The following is a 19,480-nucleotide window of genomic DNA, read 5'->3' as shown; positions in this document are numbered from 1 at the left end:
TCACGCCGCACCTCCATCGCGGTCAGCGGCAGCGGAATAATCGGACACCGCTTGCTTCAATACAGCCAGCTCCCGCCAGCGAGTTTCTATCTCGTGCTCTGGACGCTTGCGCCGCCCCTCGGAAAAATCCTGAAGCCAGGTTGCCTTTCCGATGACGAGCTTGTTGAGCTCGTCGGCCATCTCATGATTGGGAATCCTGCTCATTCGGCAGCCTCCGCGAAAAGGTTCGACTGGCGGGCGTCGGAATGGCGGTCGAGCATGCGGAGAACGGTCTCGCCTTGATGCAGATTGTCCCAAACGAACCAAGCGTTGAGCATCGGCGGAGCGCCCTGCCCAGTGAAATCGATCTTCCAGCGCATCAGGTAGACGCGCGCCGGCGGATGTTGCGCCCAAAAATGCTTGAGACCACCGGCACCCGGCCAACCCCAATTCATCAGCAGCGCCATGTATTCGACGTTGAGGACGTCGAGGGCATGCTTCAGCCAGCGAGCCTTACCGTTGCCCCAGCCGCATTCAGCGAAAGGGGGATTCGTGACGATGGCGTAGGATGGGGATGTCGCTTCGGTATAGTCGTAGAAATCCCGGATTACCGCGCCGATTCCGCGATCGACGAGATCAGACGCATTGACGTCGAGGCCGACCGCTTCCATTTCGCGAACCATGGCGCCATCCCCCGCGGCTGGTTCCCAAATCATACGGAACTGCCTCAGCCTGCCGATCTCAGCCGCTAGTAAGGCGCGCGTCGGCTCCGGAGGCGTTGGATAGAATTCGTCTGGCTCCCTCTCGAGGTGCTCTACCTTCTCATACGAGCCGTCGAGGTTGCGCTGAACGACCGGTTTTGACTTCTTGCCAGTGGCGCGAAACAGACCGCGTGCGGAAGGCGCGTTCATAGGCGCACCTCGAGCGCGAAGTATGGAAGCAGGACGAGCAAGGCAAGGAGAGCCGATGCTACCACAAGCCCGACAATTTCTTTGGCAGTCAAAGGCGCACGGTTATCGTTCACTTATCTACCTCCTTGATCTCCGGCGCGATCCATTCAGCCAGCGAAGCCGCTTTATCGCGAAGCTTCGCCGCGATCCGTAGCCGACGCTGAGTTGACAGCCATCGCAGCAATACGGGCGGTCTCGGATTTGAATGCTGCATGGGATTCCTTCGCTCGAATGACTGCGCGCATCTCTTCGATCTCGCGATGGTCGATCCGTGTAGTTTCTTTGTTGAAAATCGAGCGGACACGGCGGCGCGTCCATTCTCTGTTCCGGGTACTCAAAGCACGATACGCACGGTCCAACATGCTCTTGACCGGTTCGCGTACACCGCGATGGCCGATCACGTCGTCGAGTAAGTTGGCGGCCAGATCAGCGTCAGACATGGCTGGTCCTTCCGAAAACTTGGGTGAGATTTCCACGGGCTTGGGAGATGTTTCCGACAATCTGGGCGACTCCGCTCATATGGTTGACCACATGAGCGAGCCACTGAACAAAACGGAGACAGCGACGAAGCACGTAAATGATGGGGCCAACAACCAGAGCGATGGGGATCACGAGGTTGATGACTCGTCGGAAAAAAGGATTGGGTTTCTCGTAGAAGGCGTACTGTCCAGCGCACGAAAAACGAGAAAAAAGACGGGAGAAGCCAACGCCGCGGCTTCTCCCGTCAGCATGTCCGCAGCTCCGGGAGGTGTTAAGAGCGCGAACAATCCTATTAACAGGCTGGCCGTCCGAGCGCGCATGCGCAAGAACGGCGTCAGTTTTGTCGGACACGCCAATGAGAATTTCAGGGCGGAAAAGCAAATCAAATGAAGCGCGGTCCATTATGCAAGCCTCGCCAGGATAGCCGGAAGGCCGTCGGCCACGCGCAGATCGTCAATAAAACGCAGCAATCCGTGCCAATCGAATTTTCGGCGAGACATCCCGTTTTTTGAAACGATGTATTCGTAACGGTGTCCGCTCAGCTTGTAGCCGTGCTTTTCAAGATTCGATCGGATCGCAAGAAAGTCGGTGCTTTCACCCCGCGAGAACCTGCGTGGCCCGCCATTGCGGTCCGTCCAGTCGGAGATCATCTGCTCGGTCGTCATGCGACCTCGCCTTCAACCGCGATCAGCTTCGAACAGGAGTAGCAATGTCTCAGCCCAGACGCACCGCAAGCCTCAGGCTTTTGGCAATGAGGACGGTAGTCGCGGATCGACTTCGTCTGGTCCTTCAGAAACGACGGTGGCTCAAAATTGGCGACGGCTTGCTCGGAATTGCACCCGGTTATGGTATTCCCGCTTTCGCGGCCCTGACCGACGATGGCGGAACCATCGCTTTTTGCGCTGCCCGGTTCCGAGCTTTCTGGTTGGCCGTCGGCAACCACCAAGGAGGACGGGTCAGGGGTGAAATTGGTTGCGCCGACTTCCACGGCGCTGCTGGCGCGCGACGCGCTGCTGTCTACATCGCCCTGCTCCATGTTGGCCGCGATAAGTTCGCGGCTGGGGTCCATCCCATCGGGCGCCTTGCCGTGGGAAGCTGTGATCGCGCCCGTCTCCGGATCAATGTGTTCAGCGGCTTCACGCTCGATCATAATATCGACGGCAGCGATGAGAGCCTTGCGGCCTGTTTCGGTCTGAACTGCGCTTGCAACACTGGCAGCGAGCTTCGCGCTGACTGGAAATTCTTCAATGTTTTCTCGTGCACGCGCAGACGCGGGCGCCCGACCACCGGTCTCGTAAGCCGTAAGATAGAGATCGAAGATCGCCTCGCGCTCGTGCAGGGTGTCACGGCCGACCTTCTCGACCTTTCGCAGATGTGCGACGACATTCCCCAGAACGGTCTTGTCATAGCCCCGGCCCTTTGCCTCAGCATAAACCTCGCGGATGTCTTCGCCGAGCGTGTCCTGTTCTTCCTTGAGGCGGAGAATGCGATCAATGAATTGTTTGATCTCGGCGTCAGCGCTCATGCCGCATTCTCCTCAATAGGAAGAAAGTCGTCAGCCGATAGCTTAAGCCCCAGGTCATGAGCAGCTGCGAGAAGGGCCGGCACATGTTTGAAGGGAATGGTTCCGCCGGTACCGCCCGAGTCTTTGGATCGCATCCAATTCGAAACACGCGTTCGATGAACCCCAGCGATCGAAGCGACAACTGAGGGACCACCGAGGTTTTTGATGATAGTGCGAGCTGGTTCCATGGCACGGAATGTAGCGAATATAGCAACAAATGCAAGTCAATATGTAGCGAATATGGAAAAAGACAGAATTGTGACGAACAGCTATGCATTCCGTATGTTGTCAGAATGGCTACAAACTGCCCTGGACGAGTCGGGCGTCTCGCAATCGGAGCTTTCTAGATTGCTGACGGAGCGGCTCACCCGTTCAATCGATCGCGCAGCCGTAAACAAGATGCTGAAAGGAACTCGCACCATATCTGGCGAGGAGTTATTGGCAATCGAGGCCATCACGGGGACTACCGCACCGAAAGAACTTCACGTTCCACTAAAAGGCAAAGTAGGAGCTGGAGCTGCAGTCTTCGCCATAGATGATGGCGGGGATGATACGGTTGAAGCGCCCGCGGATGCCCGTCATGGGACAGTAGCAGTTCAAGTCTCTGGAGACTCAATGTTTCCTGCGTATGAAGAGGGCACATTACTTTATTATTCAAAGCTTCTGCCCCCTTCGGAACTTGTCAACAAAAGGGCTGTAGTGCAGCTAGCGGATGGGCGGATCTTTGTAAAGATCGTTCGTCCAGGAATGGACGCTAGCCGGTGGACGCTTACAAGCATCAACGGTCAATACGCTGACATGGTCGATCAGATAGTGGAGTGGGCGGCGCCTATTGATTGGATTAGGCCAAGATAAACGGGGTTGAAATGGGACTTTCTACACAAGACAAAATGCTCATCGAGCAGCGGGTTACGAACGACGCAAAGTCAGTCGGTGCCGCGTATCTACTATGGTTTTTCCTTTGGTTTTTTTCAGCACATCGATTTTATCTGGGGCGGCCCGGATCGGCTATTCTTCAGATATTCTCGTACTTCATCTTAGTCGGATTTGTTTGGGTGCTTATTGACGCCTTCCTTATCCCAAGCATGGTGCAGCAGCAGAAAGATGATGTTCGGAAAAGGCTGACATTAGAAGCTTTGACATTTTCGGGGGCGTAATGGACCCCGTTCGCCTCGTAGTTGTCATGGCCTTTGATCGCTCCAACGAGGGCGACATCGTACCGGCATTTGAGGCCATGCAATTCGACAGCGAAGATCGCGCCATGCGCAGCGCCAGCGAGTTGGCTGGCAAGCACATCGGCGTGTTGGCCTGGGCGCGAGATGCTGAACCTGACGTAGGGGAATACGGACCGCCCGTAGTGCTGTTTCAATCTGGCTTAGTGCCAGACATGGAGTGAATATTGGGTGAGCTGGTCGATGGCGACGATGGTTTGCCGGCCGAAGTTGTCGGGGCGTGGGCCAAAGAGAAGGTCGACCTCCTCTGCCAATATGTCCACATTTCATCGGCACCCCGGAAAAGATACCTCCCGCCGGACAACACTGGTGGCGCAGCTTTCATTGACCTGTTCTGCGGACCCGGGCGCAGTTTCATAAAAGAGACAAAGGAATGGATCGATGCTGGTCCGGTTGCCGCCTGGAACCGATCGGTTGCCTGCAATGCGCCTTTTACCCGCGTCATCATCGCAGATGCTGATCAGGACAGACTAACGGCCTGCGAAACCCGTCTGATAAAACTTAACGCGCCAGTCGTGGCGAAATGCGGTCTCGCAAAAGAAACAGCGTTCTGGGCTCGCCAGAAGGCGCCGCAGTATGGCTTAAACTTCGCTTTTTTGGATCCCTACAGCCTTGAGGCCCTCGATTTTAAGATTATCAAGACCCTTGCCCTCATCAAGCGCATCGATGTGCTCGTTCACATCAGCACTATGGATCTCCAGCGAAATTTAGACCTCCATCTTACGAGCACTGACTCAGCTTTCGATGCGTTCGCCCCAGGATGGAGGGAGGCGTTGCAAGTACGTTCAAGGGCGAGAACGCGCGAGGATCTACTTACTTATTGGCGCGAGCTTGTCAGCAAGAGGGGCATATCGGCCTCCGAAGACGTTCGCTTAATCAAAGGAAGCCGCGGACAAAGGCTGTATTGGTTGCTGTTAGCGGCTCGGCATCAACTGGCTCTTAAATTCTGGAAGACGATTTCTCCGAAAGATGGCCAGCGGTTGCTCGACCTTTAGATAATCGCTGCCGGCATTTCGTCGTATGTGCGGCCGTTCAGGATGCGCCCAGTCGTTTTTTTGTTGCGACCACCCCACTGCTTGAAGAAGAAGGCCGCGCCGCTACGACGACACATGGTTTCGATTTCATCTACCCATTGAGGGTCCATCTGGCGCGCGGACGCTCCTGATTCTCCGCCGACAATCGCCCAGTGAATATCGGCGATATTTGCGTCGGCCACCGAACCTATCAATGGCTCGAACGAAACAAAGCGAACAGCAGCCGGGACTTTACGGAGGTTATCCAATCGATCGAGGACACGACTGTCCTCCACGCTGGTGCCGAGCCAGACATTTGGGAGTACAGGGAAATCGCCGCGGTTCAAAACTTGCGCCATGACTTCCGGACGCTTGGTCAAAATCTGGTAGGTATGGCGAGGTGTCGCTTCCATCACCGTCCAGACGCTTCGTATGAAATCCGGGGACACATCAACGTGAAAGAGATCAGACATCGAGTTAACGAACACTCGGCGCGGCTTCGACCATGTTGCTGGAATCGAAAGTGACTTCGAATCCGTGATCACCTTCCCGGTCCATTTTGCCCTGCCACCTGTCTTCCGTGTCAGACCCTGGTACTTTTCCGTGCCCATAGCTTCGAGCCTGGCCGCCATCCGCATCGCGTAGCAATTGGTGCAACCTGCTGTAAGAATTGTGCACCCCGCAACCGGGTTCCAGGTCGCGTCAGTCCATTCGATTGATGTCTCAGCCATAACGAATCTCCTGCGTCTCGAACATAGTGAATAATTTGTTTCGCGTTAATGTCGGGTGAATGTCTGCTGACGTCGACTGACACTTCAGACAAAACCAACACATTCTCACTCCTTGGAAAATGAGGGGTTCCGTCCCTCACCCTGCTCTATGCTGGCAAGCAACGCCTCCGTCGACTGCCATTCCTACATATCGGACTTTCCAGATAATCGCAAATTTGTTTCTAATATCGCTACATCAAGATTGACAGTGTGTAGCGATATGCGCTACAAATGATCCATTCAGTCACGGATGGATGCAATGAACATCATCAACCAGGAATTCAAAACGCCAGCGCAGATCGCAGCCGAAACCGGCTTCATTATCGAAAGCCTGGGCGACGCTCTTCGACAGTTCCAGGACACCAATTCCAAGCATTACGCTTGCGAAGCGGCGGTGAATGGGATGGCGGCATTCTGGGTTCGTACGAACTACAGCAACACTGCGTCAGCGCGGCTCACTGATACCGCCAATCTTACCGGCGACCTGAACACGGCAATCGCCTTGGTCCAACTGCCTCTGCCGGTCTGGACCATCTTTCAGCAGCTTGAAGCTCTGATCCCGCTGAACCGTGGAGCCGCCGAGCAGATCGTCGTCGAGTATTCCAAGCTTGGGCACATGCGTGATGTCGAAGAGCTGCTCGCCCGTGAAACGCACATTATTTGCAACGGCTTCAAGTCGAGGGGGATGTGATGCGCTATCGCGACTTCACCATCGAGCATCCGCTTGCTGCTCCGGCCTACGGCTTTCTTGGAATTCAGCAACAGTACGATGGCCCCGAAGATGACCGCTGCTTCCACGGCAGGACCGTCGAGGAAGTCAAGACAGAGATCGACGAGTGGTGGGAACAGGACGACCCCATAGAGGTCGAAGAGTTCGATGACGATTTCAACAATGATCTGACCGAGGAGTGATCCAGATGCAAAGTTTGCTTGTCGCAATCGTCTCCCTTTTGGGCTTCACCGTCGTCGTTCTCGGCACCATTGGAAGCACCCCGCAGAAGTTTTATTCGGCCCGCGCCGAGGTCGATCAATGACCGGAGAACAAATCTGCATCGCTGCCGAACTGGCGTGCATAGAACGCCTCTCCCGAGAGGAAGCTCTGCAGCACATTGAGGATCGCCTGCTCAAAGAGCCGAACGACGCTGTTCGGCGCGCCTTGAAGCGCACCTATCACAATCTCTTCGAACGGAAGGAACTCGCATGAGCGACGCGTCGCACAGTGTGCACCGCCAGGCCGAAGCGGCAAAACGGCTTCTCGCCAGTCTCCGAGAGAGTGGCGATGCCGATGACCAGGACATCGTTGAGACGGCAATCGAAGGCGAGACTTCGTTGCTCGAAGCAATCGCCGCTGCAATGGACGCCAATGACGAGGATGACATCCTGATTGTTGGCATCAAGGCCAAGGAAGAAACGCTCGCTGAGCGGCGTAAGGCAGCAGAGCAACGCATCGAACGCCGTCGCGCTGCGATGGAGCAGGCGATGATCATCACGGAACAGGAAAAGTTCACGCTGCCAACGGCGACGATCTTTCTCACCAAGCGCAAACCCAACATCGTCATCGACAACGAGGCGGACATTCCAGCCGCCTATTGGACCATCCCCAAGGTCGAACCAAAGCTCGACAAAAAAGCGCTCAAGGAAGCGCTGGAGGCCAAGGAAGAAATTCCAGGCGCCCACCTCGACAACGGTTCTGTCTCCATTTTCATCAGGAGGAAATAATGAACGCGGTTTCTCAGTATACCCATTCCAGCAAGCAGATTGCACTGATTCAGAGCACGGTCGCGAAGGACTGCAACACAGCGGAATTCAACCTTTTCATCGAGGTCGCGCGCGCGAAGGGCCTTGATCCGTTTCTCGGACAGATCATTCCAATGATCTTCTCAAAGGATAACGCGAACAAGCGAAAGATGACCATCATCATCAGCCGCGATGGGCAGCGCGTCATTGCGCAGCGATGCGGCGATTATCGTCCGGCAAGCAAGACGCCCACGTACGAGACCGATCCGGGCCTTAAAGGGCCAACCAATCCTCAGGGAATAGTATCCGCCACCGTCTATCTGTGGAAGCAGGACCCGAAAACCGCAGAGTGGTTTGAAGTGGCGGGACAGGCATTTTGGGAGGAATTCGCCCCGATCTCATTCGTTCCGAGCCAGTACAGTTACGTTGAGACGGGCGATACTTGGGACAATGGCAAGCCCAAGAAGATGAAGGTGCTGAAGGATGGCGCTGCCCCATCGCTGGATGACAGCGGTAACTGGTGCAAGATGCCTCGCTTGATGATTGCGAAATGCGCAGAGATGCAGGCGCTACGAGCCGGCTGGCCTGAGCAGTTCACCGGACTTTACGACGAGGCCGAGCTCGACCGGGCTAAGATGCTTGATTTGACAGCATCCGAAATCGCCGAACATGAGCGCGAGGAAAACCGGCTCAAGCTGATCGCTGGCAACGACGCCATCACTGTCACCTGGGGCGATGGGTGGGCACTGGAAAATGTGCCTGTCGGCAAATTCTTCGATCGCGCCGAGCAATTCATCAATGAAAGCGACCCGTTGACCGTGGCAAAATGGGCCGACGCCAATCGCGATCCATTGCGCACATTCTGGGCGAAATCGCCTACCGACGCGCTGGAACTCAAGAGGCTAATCGAAGCTGTCTCCAAGCGGAAGCCTGCCAATCTCTTGGACCAGCCGGCTGCCGTCCAAAACCTGATGGCCGGCTAACAACGGGAGGATTGGACCGTGCAAACCTTGCCGATTCTGTTTCAGTACGAGGGCGATGGAATATTCAAACCGGCGACTTCATTCCACGCTCGCGCCGCCGACAAACACTATGTTGTCGGTGAACTATACAATCTGATTGAGCATCACGACCGTTCCGACAACTCTCACCGGCACTATTTCGCCTCGATCAAGAACGGCTTTGACAACCTCGACGATTCCATGCTCGGCGAATACCCGACCGTTGAGCATCTGCGGAAGAAAGCGCTGATCCGGACCGGTTATCGCGATGAGCGCTCCATAGTCTGTGCATCCAAGGCCGAAGCTGAACGGGTAGCAGCCTTCATCCGGCCTATGGACGATTATTCTGTGGTTGTTCCACTCAACTGCGTTGTTCACGTCATGACAGCGAAGAGCCAGTCCGTTCGGGCAATGGGCGCAGCAGAATTCCAGAAATCCAAAGAAGCCGTTCTGAACTTCATCGACGACCTTCTCGGGGTTGAGCACGGCGCCACGGCGCGAAGCGAGGCCGCATGACATCCGTTCCGCTCCACGCACCCTATGAAGTCAGGCGGTCGCGCGAGCTCGCGGAGCGTTACGACGCAACCCTTTCCCGCCTGAAACAAGAGGTTGCCACTTGTGAACGTGTCCTAGCCAAGCATCTCGATCGTGTTCTTTCCGCTGAGAAGTGGGAGTTGACTGATGGCTGATCGCCCTATCCTTTTCAGTGCAACCATGGTCCAGGCGTTGCTCGCTGGCCGCAAGACACAAACGCGGCGGGTGATCAAGCAGCGCGGTCACGCAAGCCTGTTCGATGGATCGTGGACGGATGCTTATGTGCTCGATCCCGGTAACTCCTCATGGCGCTCGAGCGAATTGCGGTTCGCCATTGGCGACCGGCTCTATGTTCGCGAGCATTGGCGCACCTGGTCGACGTCCGACCATCTCCCGCCGAGCCAACTGAAAGTCGGGACTGCGGTCGATTACATAGCGGACGGTGGTGATGTGCTTCATGGCAAACCCCGCCAAGCCATGCATATGCCGCGTTGGGCTTCACGCCTGACACTACTCGTCACCGATGTTCGCGTGGAGCGCCTGCAGGACTGCAGTGAGGCGGACGCCCTCGCCGAGGGTGTCGAGCGCATTGTATTCCCTGAACGCGGTGATTGGGGATGGCCCCAACGGAAGTACCGCAAAATATGGGAGAACATCAACGGCGCGGGATCATGGGAAGCAAACCCATGGGTTGTCGCTGTTTCCTTTGATGTCCTCGAGCAGAACATCGACGAGGTGGCGGGATGAACTATCAGTACCAGCGCTACCTTATCGACAGCGGATATTACGACATCACCCCAGAGGAAGAGGACGCGATTTACGAAGCTGAGGAGATGGCTCGGCTTGAGGCTCACGCACGTGATTGGGACGAATGCGACCTGATGGAAGTGGCGTGATGGCCCGCCAAGTCGACGAGTGGACGGGCAAGACCGATGACACGAAAGCCCCGCCACGCGTGCGCCAGCGCATCTATGACCGGCACAAAGGCGTCTGCCATCTCTGCAAGCTGCAGATCAAGACGGGCGAGACGTGGCAAGCCGATCACGTCGTAGCCCTGATCAATGGCGGGAAGAATGCCGAGAGCAATCTCGCGCCGGCGCATTCTCATTGTCACCTCGGCAAGACAGCGCTGGACGTCAAGGAGAGGGCCAAGGTCGCCAAGGTGCGCGCGAAGCACACTGGCGTCACTCGGCCGAAGGGCTCGGTCAAATCCGCCGGTTTCGCGAAGGTCGTCAAGACCAAGCCGGCTCACACCAAATCCCTGCCGCCTCGCCGTTTATTCGAAAGGATCGAACCATGATGTACGGGCAACGTTTCAAAGGTTGGCTTGCCGACTTCACGTTTATCGCCGGGCCGCTCGTTGTCGTCGGCCTTGTCGTGCTGGCGATATTTGTGAGGTGCGTATCGTGACCGACCACAACGAACTCATTGGAGAGAAGCAGGGATGACAGAAAAACTCCGCTTCACCCGAGCCCAAATTCGCAATGCTGCGATCATCGCCAAAGACGAGGGTGTTCAGATCGAACTCAAGCCCGACGGTTCCTTATCGATTGTGCCCACTATCCCCGTTGTCCACAGAGAGGAGCCGGTTGCTAAACGACCGGCCTTTCGCCTGTAATGGAGGATATGCCCCGCAAGCTCCCGCTTCACGTCACCAAGGAACGGACCAGGCACGACAAGATCGTGTTCTATTTTCGCCTGTTCAAGGGACCGCGCATCCGCCTTCCCGGTGATCCGGACTCGATCGAGTTCAAGGAAGCCTACAAACTTGCATTGTCGGGCAGACCTTCTATCGCACCATCCAAGCCGGAAACGCACACCCAGAGCATTCGCTGGTTGATTGAGCGATACAAGGAAAGCCGCGCGTGGGGAAAACTCACCGAATCCACCCGAGGTGATCGTGACGGCATCTTCACCAAGGTGATCGAGCAGTCGAAGAATGTTCAATTCCAGTTTATTGACCGGGCCGCCATCAATCAGGCCATGGACGATCGGCAGGAAACGCCCTTCGCTGCCAACAATTTCCTCAAAGCAATGCGCGGGCTGTTCGAGTGGGCAAAGGACAATAATCACGTCAAGGAAGATCCGACCATCGGAATTAAGTTCAACCGCGCGGACACCGAGGGGTTCAAGCCGTGGACGATCGAGGACTATGCGAAGTTCATCGGCCATTATCCTATCGGCACAAAGCCGCGCCTGGCGATCGAACTCCTGATCCATTCTGGCTTACGCCGGTCGGATATTGTTCTCGCCGGACGGCAGCATTTGCGCGGAAACGTGTTCGCCATGCAGACCAAAAAAACCAAGGCATGGATCACGGTCGAGTTTCCGCAATCGCTTCTCGCGATCATTCACGCCACCGAAACCGGCGACTTTCATTTCCTATCATGGGGAAAAGCCCGCAACCCATACAAAGCCAAGGGCTTCCAAAGCTGGTTTCGCAAGCAATGCGATGAAGCCGGCATCGACAAGGAACTGAGCGCCCATGGCGTGCGGAAGCTGGCAGCAACACTGTCGGCCGATGGCGGCGCCCAGGCTTGGGAGTTGATGGCTCAATTCGGCTGGACCAACGTAAAACAGGCTGAAATCTATACAAAAGGTGCGGACAGAAAAGCACTTGGCATTCGCTCATCACGCCGTATAGTAGACCAAATTGAGAACGCTATTCCCCGCACCGACAATCAGGTGCGGGAATTAGACGAAAAAGCCAAGTAAAATCAAAGGCGGTTTTCTCATCCGCCAGTCAAACAGGGAGTGACTTTTCCTTTTTGCCTGACGGTTAATTTGCCGGGCCTCTGCGTTCTGCGTTGCTTTGCTTTTTGACTTTGCTTTTGGCTCGTCCGCGCCTCTTCTCTTGTTGCGCCCTTTCTTCGGTTTTGCTGCACTTCCGCGGTTCTTTTTGTGGGGTTTTGTTGTCGTGCGTCTGGGTGTTCTTTCTCGGCGCTGCGCGTTGATCGTTTTGTTGGTTTGGTCTTTCCGTTTGCATGTCGTTGATGCTTGGGTGGATTGCTGCTTGCCGTGCGTGGATGGGATTCTTGTGGTTGATCGTGGTCTGGCTCGTTTTTTGCCTCGTGAGTCTGGTCTTCGTTGTGCTTCTTGCTGGCCGGGTGCTTGGGGATCAGCGCACTTGTGGTTGCTTTGTTGTCCTTTTGCTGGGGCTTATGCTGTGCTTGTTGCTGCTTTTCTCGATTTGCTGGTTGGTGGTGTTGGCGGGCCCGCTTTTCCGCGTGTCAGGCTTCGGATTTTGCGGTGGTGCCATGCTCCTCTTGTTGGTGGGGTTGTTTCTCCTGTTCACGGGGCGGGTGGTCTTGCCCGGGGGGCTTGCTGGGCTTGTTTCCGTGCCGGTTGGGAATGGCTTTCGGTGGTTGTTTTGGCTGGTCGTGGCGCGGTTGGTGGTTCTTGATTGTGTGTTTTGCCTTTGTAGTGTGCTTGCGGTTGTCGGTTTGGTGTCTTCTCTCGGAGTCCTGGTGGTGGGGGTTTTTATCGCCGTCGGCGTTGTGATGCTTGCGGCCGCTCCGCTGCTGTATTTCTTGAATCGTGCTCGGTGGTTCGTCTTGCTGTGTCTGGGTTTTCTGATGTTGATCTGTTTGTGTGTGCTCTTGGAAGGCTTCGGCTTCCGGTTTTGGCAGGGCTATTTCTAGTCTGGGTTCTGTTTCTGTGTGTTTGTCGTCGGGGGCCACTTTCTGGTAGGCCTCGGCGGTGTGCGCTTGGTGGCTTTGGTGGGTTTGTGCGCGGGGCTGGCCGGGGCGGTTCTTGGCCTTCTTTTCGGCGGACTTGTTTCGGAGGCGCGCCGTTCCTCTCTGCTCGCGGTCCTTGCCGATCGGGTCGCCTGCTGGGGCTTTTTGCCTCCTGGCGCGCCGGAGCTGATAGGCTGCTTGGTTGTTTTTTTCGCGCGCCCGGTTTTGTCGCTGTTGTCTTGCCGGGCTGTGGTCGCTTGTCTTGTTCTCGATTGTAGGTCGGCTGCGTTTTTTGTGTGGATGTGCAGGCTTTCTTGGTGGTGTGTGGTGCTGGGGGTTGGAGGCGTGTTTGATTTTGTTTGTGTTGCTCTTCGTCTGGCGCTGCTGTTTGGCCTTGTTTGGGGCGTCCCCCTCTCTTGGGCGCTCGTTCCTGGTTGGGCGCTGCTGTTGTTGGTCCCGGGCCCTGTTTTTCTCGTCCTGGCAGATTTTCTGTGGTGTTCGGTGCCGATGGGCGTGGTCCTGGACGCGCGTTGTTGGTTCGTGGGGTTGGTTCTTTGTGTGGGCGTTCTTGAGTTTGTCGTGTGTGGTTTCGGCGAGGCTGGTGCGGGTAGTCCGGTGCTCTATCGTGCTGCGGGGGGCCGGGTGGTCTTTTGCGGGTATTTCGATTTTCGTTGTCTTTGCGGGTTGATGGTTTGCGAGGTTGTCGGTTGTGGTGGTCTTTGTCCGCCTCTTTCGGGCTGTATCCTGTGTCGTATTTTTCTTGTTCCGGCAGGGTGCTGGGGGCTGCGCTTGGATTCGCTCGCTTTTTTGCTCGTTGCTCTGTCGGGCTTTGCTCTTTTGCGGGTGTGGCTTTGGCCGGGCCCGCCCGGCGCCTTCCTCTGAGGGTCTTCGCTTTCCGTAGGTTTTCTGGGCGCTTTTTGGCTGGACTTGCGTGGCTGGCTTTTTTTGCCGTTTGTCTGTTGTTGTTCTTCGTGTCGTTGTGTTTGCTTGCACGTTTTTGTTGGTTTTTGCTTGTTTTCGATTAGCGCGTGCCGCCGCCCTTGTTTTTTGTTTCGTTTGTGCTCTTTTGGCTGCGGGGCTGGTTGTTGGTGTTCTCTTTTAGCGTGGGTTTGGCCTTGTCTTGTTTTGTCTGTTTGTTCTGTTTGCTTCTATCGGTGTGCGTTGCCTCGTGTTGCGTGGCTATTCCCTCCGGGTTGCGGCTTGTCAGAGTATCTTTCTTTTGGCTTTGGGGGATGGTCTGTTGTGGTGTGTTGGCCAGGTTGTTGGTTTCTGGGCTGGTGGTTGTTGCCGTCTTGTGTTGGGTTTCGGTGGTGTCGTGTTTTGCCGTTTGGGGGGTCGCGTTGGTTTTTTTTGTTTGGGGCTTTGCCTCGTCGGGCTTGGCTGTGGGCTTTATGGTATTCTTCGGATAAGTGTTGGCATTGGTGGTCGCTTGCGTCGCATGTGGCTGGAATGCCTCCTGTTCTTCGTGCTGGGTGCCGCTGGCCTCTTCCTGGTTTTGTTGGTCTTGGGTTCTTTTGGTCGGCTTGCCGGCTTTGCTCGGCTCTCTTCTCGGCGTCTTTGTTGCGCTGGCGTCCCCTGGCCTTGTCAGGAATGCTTCGGGTTGCCGGGTCTTGGCCTTCAGCACATCTTCGTTTGTCGGCGCGTCTGCCTTCGCTGGCTTCGGTTCTTCTGTTTGTGCCTGGCTGTGGGGCCTGGCGAGGGTCGTCATGTTGCTCGTGTTGTCGGCGGTTTTCTTGGGGATGTCTGAGGTCCGCGTGTAGGTGGTGTCGGTCTTGAGGGTTTTGGGCTCTGCTGCTGGGTATGTCGTGCTCGGTCCTCTTGTGAGCTTCGCGGTTGCGGCGGGTTTTTGGGCTGTTTTGGTTGTTTCCATTCTCGTTTTGCTGGGTGTTTTTGTGGTGGTTTGGACGCATGGGGCTGTTGATGACTCCGGGTGTGTCGGTGGCGTTGTCACTCAGGTCGATCTCGCTGGCGGCTAGGTTGATGTCGTTGCCCGAGGGGGCTTCACCGTGGTAGGAGTTGGCGAGCCCGTCGTCGCCTGCAATGCCGTGGGTGGCGGTGGGTCGTCCGTGTATGGGTCCCTGGTTCGGGGTGGCGCTGCGGGGCGGGTCGGTGGGGGTCTTGGTGAGTCCGCGTGTTCGGGCGGTGTCGGGCTGGTGGTGGCGGCCGATTGGGTTGCTGAGGCCGGGGGGGAGGTCACTGTTGTTGGCCTGGGTGTCGATGTGGTTTTGGGGGCGGAGTCGGAGGGGCTGTCGGCATTCGTGTTCTATGTTGCGCCATACAATGGCTTGTGTGCCGCGGCTGATGGCTGCGATTCTCTGGATCATGTTTAGCGGTTGCTTGTTGCGTGGGTGCGTGGTTGGGTGGTTTGGTTTCATTACCTGGAGCTTTGAGTCGCGCTGTTCGGCGGTGAGGTCGCGGTGCTTTTGTGCTCTCAGCTCTGGGGCCGCTGTGGACGTGTCCTGGTTGTGGCTGGTGTTGCGCGGGAGGGCGCCGTGTTTGGTTTTGTGGATGACGCGGTCCTGCGGATGTCCAATCGTGGTCTGCCGGCTTTGGAGCTCGTCGAGGTGATTGGCGTGCGCGGGGCCCTGGCGGCTGGGTTGGGGTGTCGCATCTCTTGTGGGGCTGTTTCGCCTGATGCTGTTGCGCACTCCGATCTGGGTGTCGGCTTGTTCGAGGGCGTTCGGGCCACGCTTGGTGCGCTGCCTGCGGCTGTGGTCGGCGCACGGTGCGTTGACTTCATGGTCGGTGCTGGCGCTGTGCTTGGTGATGGTGCTGGTTCTTTTGATGCGGGTGATTGTGGTTGGGTTGGTGGTGTTGTTGCGCCGGTCGTTTTGGGTGGTGGTCCTCGTCTCGGGGCGCAGCCTCTTCTCGGGGCTCGTTATGTTGGGGTGGGTTCTGGGTCTTTTTCGGGCGCCTGGTGTCATTTGTTGCTGCCGGGGGGGTGGGTTTTTGGTGACGGTGTTGCGTCTCTGGCGACTGCTCTCGCGGCGGTTCGGGATCCTGTCCGGGGCCTGTCATTGTGGGTTTTTTTCGGTTTCTTGGTTTTGTGAGTTCGCTGCGGTCGCTGCTGGTTTTCGTGTCTCTCTCTTTGTATGGCTCTTCGGGCCGTCTACGATCGGTATGTTGTCGGCGTCCCCTGGGCCGTTGTTCACTCTTCAACTGTCCGGCGGCTGGCGTGTGGCTCTGTCGTCGTTGTCAGCCTTCGCGCGGGCCTGTCCTCTGTGCTTTTGGGCCTCTTTCCTTTTGTTCAGCCGTTGTTTGTCGGCGCGGTGCGCGTTTCGGGCGATGGCCAGGCGCTGTGGGATTTCGTCGGCGTGCTGGGTATGTTTGGTTTCTTTTTGACTGTTGTGGCGGGTTTGTCGTTCGCGTCGGGTTGTCGACCTTTGCGGCCTTTGCGCTTTGCTTTTCGAGTTTGCGGTTGCGCTTCCTCAGCGTGTTTTTGTTGGTGTTGTTCCGCGGGAGGCCATCGGTACTGGCGTCGTGGCGGGCGGTTGCGTTGAAATTCTGGACGTGCGGGTGTCGGTTCTTGCGGCGGTTGGGGTGGTGACAGGTCTGGCGGGGTGTGTGGATTGTTTCTTCTGGGTTCGCTGCCTTTGGGGCCTGTGCGCTTTCTTTTTCCTTTTGATTTGTGGTGTTATTTGGTTCTTTTTCCATGGGGCGTTTGGGGGCTTCTGTACATGGTGTATCCCCTTGCCCCCAGGGGTTGGTCTTGCTGTTTGCTGCTGTTGTTCTTGGATGTTTTTTGTTTCTGAGGTGGCCGCCCGAGCTGTTGCCGAGGGGGGCGTTGGTTTTGTTTGGGCTTTGTCGGGCGGAGTGGCGTTTCTGGGTTTACCGGATCCTTTGGGCGGTGTGCTGCGGCGGTTTCTGGGCCCGGCTTCTGGTGTCTGGGGCTTTCGTCCGTTTGTTTGCCTGGGGGTTGCTTGAGGGGCTCGATGGGTTGTCTGTCTTCGTTGTTTTTTCGCCTCTTCATGTGGCCATGGTTATTGTTGGGATGTCCGTCTTTGCCATTTGGGTGCTTTGGGGTCGGTTTTTGGGCTTCTCTGTTTTTGTGGTTGGTGTTTGTGTGCTGGTGTGGCGGCGTTCAAGTGGCTTCAGGGAGTCGTTGATCTCGATTGAGCTTCGCGGCTTTTGCTGCCACTTCTTGGGGGTTTACTGGCGTTGTGCTGTCAGTGTTTGTCGGCCTTCTGGCACTTTTTCCCGCTGGGTTTGTGGGTCTTGTGGCTTCGGGGTGGCTCTTTCGGCTTCGGCTTGTCGCGGCATCTGGGTTTCTTGACCAGTTCCGAGGTGACACGGTGCTCCAGCTGATGGGTTGCTGGGTTGGTATCGTTGTTTTGGTGGTTCCTTGCGGGGATGTGGTTGTGATTCTGCGCGCGGATCTGGGTTTGGCGCCGCCGCTGGGGGCTTTGGTTGCGATCGCGGCTCATGGCCTGCTTCTTGTCGTTCAGACCGTTGGCGACGCGGTGGTGGCGGATGACGTCATCGGGGGTTATGACCGTCTCCAGGTCGTTGCGGAGCTCGATCATGTCGTTGTTGCGGTTGCCTTTGCGTTGCAGCTCTTGGTCGCTGTCTGTGAGCCGCAGTTGGTGTTTGTGGTTGGCTATCTTGCTGTGGCGCTCTTTTTTTCTGTCGAGGTTTATGTCGATTGTTCTTTTCGAACGGCCGGCTTTTTTGGTGGTGTGGTTCCTGGTGGCGTGTTCGGGGCCCTTGTGGGTTGGGATGGGTTTTGCGTCTTGGGGGGTCTGTTTGCTGTTGGCGGGATCGTTGTCGGTTGCGAGCCTTGTTTGACTGTTCTCGTCGGTCATGGCCTGGTCATCTTCAAGGGGGTGGGCTTTCACGATGTCTGTCTTGGTAGGCTCCATTTGGATGTCTTTTCGTTCTTTCCGATTGTTTTTCGCACTATTCGGTTTGGTCTCGTTGCTGTGGGTCTCCATTTGCTTTGTGTCAATGCTCGAGCCGTTTGGTTGCATGCGTTTTCGTTGTGTCTTTCGTAAGTGAGAGCGTTTGCCTTCCAGGGTGTCAGGGCGAGCATGATTGTGATTTGCGTCTTTTTCCGTCGCCGGGTCCTTCGGCCTAGGTCGCGGGTTCGGGGTGGGTCGGAGCTCCGTAAGCGGCTGTTGCCGCGGCCGGGGCGGCGGGGTCGTGGAAGTGTTCGACGCCGCGCTTTTTCTTGTGGGTTGTGGTTTTCGCTGCTGTGTGGGCAGGGGGCTGTTCGGGCCCCTCGTGGTTGCGGTCTTGGCGTTTTATGTTTTCGTGTTGCGGTGCCTCTGTTCTGGGCGCTTTGGGTGCGCTTGCTGGGTGGGTGGTGTGCTGTATGGGCGCTTTCCGTGTCGTTGGGCGGCGGCGGGTTACGGCTTGGTGGCGGTTGGTTCGGCTGGGGACCTGTGCGTATGCGGTTGGGGGGACGTCGGCCGTGGTGCAGCTTGCGGCGTTATGGCTTTGTCTCGGCCGTTTCGTGGCGCATTTGGCTTGCTCGCGGGCTTCTTTTTCGGCGTTCCGGTGTTGGCGGCTTGCTGCCCGGTTGGTGCTGACCACTGTGTCGTCCTCTTGGTTTCTTGGCAGGCGGCTTCTTGGTTTGAGTTTTGCGTTGCGGTGGTGTCTGGGTTCCGCGACGGGGTCTTTCGAGCGGGCCTCGGTAAGTTTGGGGTGGTCCTCTGCGTCGATTGGCATGGTCTCCGGCAATCTGGTCGTGTTGGAGGCCCGGTGTAGGGGATTTGGAAGGGCGTTGGGCTCGGTGTATCTCTGGACGGAGTTGGCGGCTGGCGCCTTGTGGTTGTCGGTGGTGTTCTGTGGCGTTTCTGGTTTCGTCTGGCATCTTTCGGCCGCGGGGGGTTCTCTTTTGATCTCGTGTTCGGGGTTGGCGGCCTTCTTTCTGGTGGCTTTGGTGTGTATGGATTTGAGCTCCTCGGAACCGTCGGTCATTGTTTTGGTGGTCGGGCGGAGTGTGTATGTGCGGGTCGCGGTGGTGTCGGTGTGGTCGTTTGCGGTCAGCGTTTCGTCCGTGGTGCTGGGATCGGGGGTGGTGTTTTCTGTGCTTCCGGCTGAGGTTTCGGCGGGCGTCTTGCGGCTGGTTTTCTCGCGTGTGTCCTTTTGTATCGGGTTGCGGGCCGAGGTTCTTTCGGGTGGCGTTCTCCGGTCTTGTTTGGGCGTTGTGGTCGCCTTGGCTGCGGGGCCGACGCCTAGGTCATCGCCGGCTAGGTGGTGGCTGGTTTCGCCCTTGTCGGCTGTCGGGTGGCCTGCGGCGCGTGCGGTTTGTGTCGGTTCTTTGTTTCCGGTGACGGGGTTGTCTTTCCTGGTGATGTTGTTGGGCCTGTTGATGGGGGTTCTCGCGGTTTGGATCGTTTCGGCCTGGGTGGTCGATGTCCGGTGCGTGCTGATTGCTTGTTCCGTTGCGATCTTTTGGGTGCAGTCGTCTTCCTTCGTCTCCGCCGTCTTTTTGCTTCGTCTGTGTGTGTTGCTCGGGCGGCTGTTTTCGATTTTGGTCTTCTTTTGGTGATCTGTTGCCTGCTTCGCTTTCGCCATTCTTCTTTTTGTTGCTTGTTGGCA

Annotated in this window: 29 protein-coding genes; 19 read left to right on the top strand and 10 right to left on the bottom strand. The window is 56.8% G+C overall.

Going from position 1 to position 19,480, the window contains the following annotated elements:
* The 3 genes from BM074_RS22205 to BM074_RS22195 all read right to left on the bottom strand — a co-directional run bounded on the left by BM074_RS22205 (position 1) and on the right by BM074_RS22195 (position 1,369).
* Positions 1 to 204 (bottom strand): hypothetical protein, encoded by a 204-nt coding sequence (locus BM074_RS22205; RefSeq protein WP_091925586.1) that lies wholly within the window; start codon positions 202 to 204, stop codon positions 1 to 3.
* Entirely contained in the window at positions 201 to 890 is a 690-nt protein-coding gene (locus BM074_RS22200; protein WP_091925583.1) for a hypothetical protein, read from the bottom strand. Before BM074_RS22200 ends, BM074_RS22205 begins: the two co-directional genes overlap by 4 nt.
* Positions 891 to 1,054: 164 nt before the next feature.
* The gene (locus tag BM074_RS22195; protein ID WP_244533064.1) at positions 1,055 to 1,369 is read right to left on the bottom strand and encodes a hypothetical protein; all 315 of its coding nucleotides are present in this window, start codon (positions 1,367 to 1,369) and stop codon (positions 1,055 to 1,057) included.
* On the opposite strand from BM074_RS22195, the gene BM074_RS22190 reads away from it, so the two are divergent.
* Entirely contained in the window at positions 1,368 to 1,799 is a 432-nt protein-coding gene (locus BM074_RS22190; protein WP_175499094.1) for a hypothetical protein, read from the top strand. The two genes, BM074_RS22195 and BM074_RS22190, sit on opposite strands and share 2 nt — an antisense overlap.
* 11 nt (positions 1,800 to 1,810) lie before the next feature.
* On the opposite strand, the gene BM074_RS22185 is transcribed toward BM074_RS22190, so the two are convergent.
* A complete protein-coding gene (locus BM074_RS22185; RefSeq protein WP_091925574.1) occupies positions 1,811 to 2,074 on the bottom strand; it encodes a hypothetical protein in 264 nt (87 codons plus the stop codon).
* Positions 2,071 to 2,934: a DUF2312 domain-containing protein gene (locus BM074_RS22180; RefSeq protein ID WP_091925571.1), complete on the bottom strand. Its 864-nt coding sequence runs from the start codon at positions 2,932 to 2,934 to the stop codon at positions 2,071 to 2,073. Before BM074_RS22180 ends, BM074_RS22185 begins: the two co-directional genes overlap by 4 nt.
* Before the next feature lie 225 nt (positions 2,935 to 3,159).
* On the opposite strand from BM074_RS22180, the gene BM074_RS22175 reads away from it, so the two are divergent.
* Genes BM074_RS22175 through tcmP form a run of 4 tightly spaced genes read left to right on the top strand, consistent with a single transcriptional unit; the run spans position 3,160 to position 5,200 of the window.
* Positions 3,160 to 3,828, top strand: coding sequence for an XRE family transcriptional regulator (locus BM074_RS22175; RefSeq protein ID WP_244533062.1), 669 nt, complete (start codon positions 3,160 to 3,162; stop codon positions 3,826 to 3,828).
* A gap of 11 nt (positions 3,829 to 3,839) precedes the next feature.
* The gene (locus tag BM074_RS22170; RefSeq protein WP_091925565.1) at positions 3,840 to 4,130 is read left to right on the top strand and encodes an NINE protein; all 291 of its coding nucleotides are present in this window, start codon (positions 3,840 to 3,842) and stop codon (positions 4,128 to 4,130) included.
* Positions 4,130 to 4,369, top strand: a complete 240-nt coding sequence (locus BM074_RS22165) for a hypothetical protein (protein ID WP_091925561.1) — start codon at positions 4,130 to 4,132, stop codon at positions 4,367 to 4,369. The genes BM074_RS22170 and BM074_RS22165 overlap by 1 nt, the downstream gene beginning before the upstream one ends.
* A gap of 3 nt (positions 4,370 to 4,372) precedes the next feature.
* Positions 4,373 to 5,200, top strand: a complete 828-nt coding sequence (gene tcmP, locus BM074_RS22160) for a three-Cys-motif partner protein TcmP (RefSeq protein ID WP_091925558.1) — start codon at positions 4,373 to 4,375, stop codon at positions 5,198 to 5,200.
* Here the strand turns inward: tcmP and BM074_RS22155 are convergent.
* Positions 5,197 to 5,949: a DUF5131 family protein gene (locus tag BM074_RS22155; RefSeq protein ID WP_091925555.1), complete on the bottom strand. Its 753-nt coding sequence runs from the start codon at positions 5,947 to 5,949 to the stop codon at positions 5,197 to 5,199. The two genes, tcmP and BM074_RS22155, sit on opposite strands and share 4 nt — an antisense overlap.
* A 298-nt stretch (positions 5,950 to 6,247) precedes the next feature.
* Here BM074_RS22155 and BM074_RS22150 point away from each other — a divergent pair, with 298 nt between their 5' ends.
* The 13 genes from BM074_RS22150 (at position 6,248) to BM074_RS22870 (ending at position 13,819) form a co-directional block, all read left to right on the top strand.
* Positions 6,248 to 6,679, top strand: a complete 432-nt coding sequence (locus BM074_RS22150) for a hypothetical protein (RefSeq protein ID WP_091925552.1) — start codon at positions 6,248 to 6,250, stop codon at positions 6,677 to 6,679.
* Positions 6,679 to 6,900, top strand: coding sequence for a hypothetical protein (locus BM074_RS22145; protein WP_091925549.1), 222 nt, complete (start codon positions 6,679 to 6,681; stop codon positions 6,898 to 6,900). Before BM074_RS22150 ends, BM074_RS22145 begins: the two co-directional genes overlap by 1 nt.
* A gap of 118 nt (positions 6,901 to 7,018) precedes the next feature.
* Positions 7,019 to 7,192, top strand: a complete 174-nt coding sequence (locus tag BM074_RS23145; RefSeq protein WP_175499103.1) for a hypothetical protein — start codon at positions 7,019 to 7,021, stop codon at positions 7,190 to 7,192.
* Entirely contained in the window at positions 7,189 to 7,707 is a 519-nt protein-coding gene (locus BM074_RS22140; RefSeq protein WP_091925546.1) for a siphovirus Gp157 family protein, read from the top strand. Before BM074_RS23145 ends, BM074_RS22140 begins: the two co-directional genes overlap by 4 nt.
* Positions 7,707 to 8,708, top strand: coding sequence for a phage recombination protein Bet (gene bet / locus BM074_RS22135; protein WP_091925543.1), 1,002 nt, complete (start codon positions 7,707 to 7,709; stop codon positions 8,706 to 8,708). Before BM074_RS22140 ends, bet begins: the two co-directional genes overlap by 1 nt.
* An 18-nt stretch (positions 8,709 to 8,726) precedes the next feature.
* Positions 8,727 to 9,242 carry a hypothetical protein gene (locus BM074_RS22130; protein ID WP_091925540.1) on the top strand — a complete coding sequence of 172 codons (516 nt, stop codon included), beginning with the start codon at positions 8,727 to 8,729 and terminating at the stop codon, positions 9,240 to 9,242.
* 165 nt (positions 9,243 to 9,407) lie between these two features.
* The gene (locus BM074_RS22125) at positions 9,408 to 10,007 is read left to right on the top strand and encodes a hypothetical protein (RefSeq protein WP_091925536.1); all 600 of its coding nucleotides are present in this window, start codon (positions 9,408 to 9,410) and stop codon (positions 10,005 to 10,007) included.
* A complete protein-coding gene (locus BM074_RS23140; protein ID WP_175499102.1) occupies positions 10,004 to 10,156 on the top strand; it encodes a hypothetical protein in 153 nt (50 codons plus the stop codon). Before BM074_RS22125 ends, BM074_RS23140 begins: the two co-directional genes overlap by 4 nt.
* Positions 10,156 to 10,560 carry an HNH endonuclease gene (locus BM074_RS22120; RefSeq protein WP_091925532.1) on the top strand — a complete coding sequence of 135 codons (405 nt, stop codon included), beginning with the start codon at positions 10,156 to 10,158 and terminating at the stop codon, positions 10,558 to 10,560. The genes BM074_RS23140 and BM074_RS22120 overlap by 1 nt, the downstream gene beginning before the upstream one ends.
* A 144-nt stretch (positions 10,561 to 10,704) precedes the next feature.
* Positions 10,705 to 10,878 carry a hypothetical protein gene (locus BM074_RS23135; RefSeq protein WP_175499101.1) on the top strand — a complete coding sequence of 58 codons (174 nt, stop codon included), beginning with the start codon at positions 10,705 to 10,707 and terminating at the stop codon, positions 10,876 to 10,878.
* 65 nt (positions 10,879 to 10,943) lie between these two features.
* Positions 10,944 to 11,975 carry a tyrosine-type recombinase/integrase gene (locus BM074_RS22115; protein ID WP_175499100.1) on the top strand — a complete coding sequence of 344 codons (1,032 nt, stop codon included), beginning with the start codon at positions 10,944 to 10,946 and terminating at the stop codon, positions 11,973 to 11,975.
* Positions 11,976 to 12,295: 320 nt separating this feature from the next.
* Positions 12,296 to 12,901: a TerC family protein gene (locus tag BM074_RS22110; protein ID WP_175499099.1), complete on the top strand. Its 606-nt coding sequence runs from the start codon at positions 12,296 to 12,298 to the stop codon at positions 12,899 to 12,901.
* Between the two features lie 381 nt (positions 12,902 to 13,282).
* Positions 13,283 to 13,819, top strand: a complete 537-nt coding sequence (locus BM074_RS22870; RefSeq protein ID WP_139217707.1) for a hypothetical protein — start codon at positions 13,283 to 13,285, stop codon at positions 13,817 to 13,819.
* Positions 13,820 to 13,958: 139 nt separating this feature from the next.
* Here BM074_RS22870 and BM074_RS22100 read toward each other — a convergent pair whose 3' ends face one another.
* Positions 13,959 to 14,807, bottom strand: coding sequence for a hypothetical protein (locus BM074_RS22100; RefSeq protein ID WP_091925521.1), 849 nt, complete (start codon positions 14,805 to 14,807; stop codon positions 13,959 to 13,961).
* Between the two features lie 622 nt (positions 14,808 to 15,429).
* Here BM074_RS22100 and BM074_RS22090 point away from each other — a divergent pair.
* Positions 15,430 to 15,987, top strand: coding sequence for a hypothetical protein (locus tag BM074_RS22090; protein ID WP_091925515.1), 558 nt, complete (start codon positions 15,430 to 15,432; stop codon positions 15,985 to 15,987).
* 145 nt (positions 15,988 to 16,132) lie between these two features.
* Here the strand turns inward: BM074_RS22090 and BM074_RS22865 are convergent, their stop codons facing one another.
* The 3 genes from BM074_RS22865 to BM074_RS22080 all read right to left on the bottom strand — a co-directional run bounded on the left by BM074_RS22865 (position 16,133) and on the right by BM074_RS22080 (position 19,456).
* The gene (locus tag BM074_RS22865; RefSeq protein ID WP_139217706.1) at positions 16,133 to 16,591 is read right to left on the bottom strand and encodes a hypothetical protein; all 459 of its coding nucleotides are present in this window, start codon (positions 16,589 to 16,591) and stop codon (positions 16,133 to 16,135) included.
* A gap of 512 nt (positions 16,592 to 17,103) precedes the next feature.
* Positions 17,104 to 17,904: a hypothetical protein gene (locus BM074_RS22085; RefSeq protein ID WP_091925513.1), complete on the bottom strand. Its 801-nt coding sequence runs from the start codon at positions 17,902 to 17,904 to the stop codon at positions 17,104 to 17,106.
* A gap of 103 nt (positions 17,905 to 18,007) precedes the next feature.
* On the bottom strand, positions 18,008 to 19,456 hold the full coding sequence (locus BM074_RS22080; RefSeq protein ID WP_091925510.1) for a hypothetical protein: 1,449 nt from the start codon (positions 19,454 to 19,456) through the stop codon (positions 18,008 to 18,010).
* Positions 19,457 to 19,480: the final 24 nt, after the last annotated feature.

This window comes from Phyllobacterium sp. CL33Tsu (assembly GCF_900113985.1).
GTDB lineage: Bacteria > Pseudomonadota > Alphaproteobacteria > Rhizobiales > Rhizobiaceae > Phyllobacterium > Phyllobacterium pellucidum.
The sequence above is the reverse complement of the archived record's forward strand: the minus strand, read 5'-3'. Positions and strand labels throughout refer to the sequence as shown.

What these genes read in the sequence shown, in the direction of transcription:
- BM074_RS22080 (WP_091925510.1), bottom strand. Translation starts at nt 19,456, where the DNA reads ATGGCGAAAGCGAAGCAGGCAACAGATCACCAAAAGAAGACCAAAATC.
- BM074_RS22155 (WP_091925555.1), bottom strand. Translation starts at nt 5,949, where the DNA reads ATGGCTGAGACATCAATCGAATGGACTGACGCGACCTGGAACCCGGTT.
- BM074_RS22185 (WP_091925574.1), bottom strand. Translation starts at nt 2,074, where the DNA reads ATGACGACCGAGCAGATGATCTCCGACTGGACGGACCGCAATGGCGGG.
- BM074_RS22120 (WP_091925532.1), top strand. Translation starts at nt 10,156, where the DNA reads ATGGCCCGCCAAGTCGACGAGTGGACGGGCAAGACCGATGACACGAAA.
- BM074_RS23145 (WP_175499103.1), top strand. Translation starts at nt 7,019, where the DNA reads ATGACCGGAGAACAAATCTGCATCGCTGCCGAACTGGCGTGCATAGAA.
- BM074_RS23140 (WP_175499102.1), top strand. Translation starts at nt 10,004, where the DNA reads ATGAACTATCAGTACCAGCGCTACCTTATCGACAGCGGATATTACGAC.
- BM074_RS22865 (WP_139217706.1), bottom strand. Translation starts at nt 16,591, where the DNA reads ATGGAAAAAGAACCAAATAACACCACAAATCAAAAGGAAAAAGAAAGC.
- bet (WP_091925543.1), top strand. Translation starts at nt 7,707, where the DNA reads ATGAACGCGGTTTCTCAGTATACCCATTCCAGCAAGCAGATTGCACTG.
- BM074_RS22180 (WP_091925571.1), bottom strand. Translation starts at nt 2,934, where the DNA reads ATGAGCGCTGACGCCGAGATCAAACAATTCATTGATCGCATTCTCCGC.
- BM074_RS23135 (WP_175499101.1), top strand. Translation starts at nt 10,705, where the DNA reads ATGACAGAAAAACTCCGCTTCACCCGAGCCCAAATTCGCAATGCTGCG.
- BM074_RS22125 (WP_091925536.1), top strand. Translation starts at nt 9,408, where the DNA reads ATGGCTGATCGCCCTATCCTTTTCAGTGCAACCATGGTCCAGGCGTTG.
- BM074_RS22100 (WP_091925521.1), bottom strand. Translation starts at nt 14,807, where the DNA reads ATGGAAACAACCAAAACAGCCCAAAAACCCGCCGCAACCGCGAAGCTC.
- BM074_RS22190 (WP_175499094.1), top strand. Translation starts at nt 1,368, where the DNA reads ATGGCTGGTCCTTCCGAAAACTTGGGTGAGATTTCCACGGGCTTGGGA.
- BM074_RS22150 (WP_091925552.1), top strand. Translation starts at nt 6,248, where the DNA reads ATGAACATCATCAACCAGGAATTCAAAACGCCAGCGCAGATCGCAGCC.
- BM074_RS22175 (WP_244533062.1), top strand. Translation starts at nt 3,160, where the DNA reads ATGGCACGGAATGTAGCGAATATAGCAACAAATGCAAGTCAATATGTA.
- BM074_RS22200 (WP_091925583.1), bottom strand. Translation starts at nt 890, where the DNA reads ATGAACGCGCCTTCCGCACGCGGTCTGTTTCGCGCCACTGGCAAGAAG.
- BM074_RS22170 (WP_091925565.1), top strand. Translation starts at nt 3,840, where the DNA reads ATGGGACTTTCTACACAAGACAAAATGCTCATCGAGCAGCGGGTTACG.
- BM074_RS22205 (WP_091925586.1), bottom strand. Translation starts at nt 204, where the DNA reads ATGAGCAGGATTCCCAATCATGAGATGGCCGACGAGCTCAACAAGCTC.
- BM074_RS22085 (WP_091925513.1), bottom strand. Translation starts at nt 17,904, where the DNA reads ATGCAACCAAACGGCTCGAGCATTGACACAAAGCAAATGGAGACCCAC.
- BM074_RS22195 (WP_244533064.1), bottom strand. Translation starts at nt 1,369, where the DNA reads ATGTCTGACGCTGATCTGGCCGCCAACTTACTCGACGACGTGATCGGC.
- BM074_RS22165 (WP_091925561.1), top strand. Translation starts at nt 4,130, where the DNA reads ATGGACCCCGTTCGCCTCGTAGTTGTCATGGCCTTTGATCGCTCCAAC.
- BM074_RS22145 (WP_091925549.1), top strand. Translation starts at nt 6,679, where the DNA reads ATGCGCTATCGCGACTTCACCATCGAGCATCCGCTTGCTGCTCCGGCC.
- BM074_RS22140 (WP_091925546.1), top strand. Translation starts at nt 7,189, where the DNA reads ATGAGCGACGCGTCGCACAGTGTGCACCGCCAGGCCGAAGCGGCAAAA.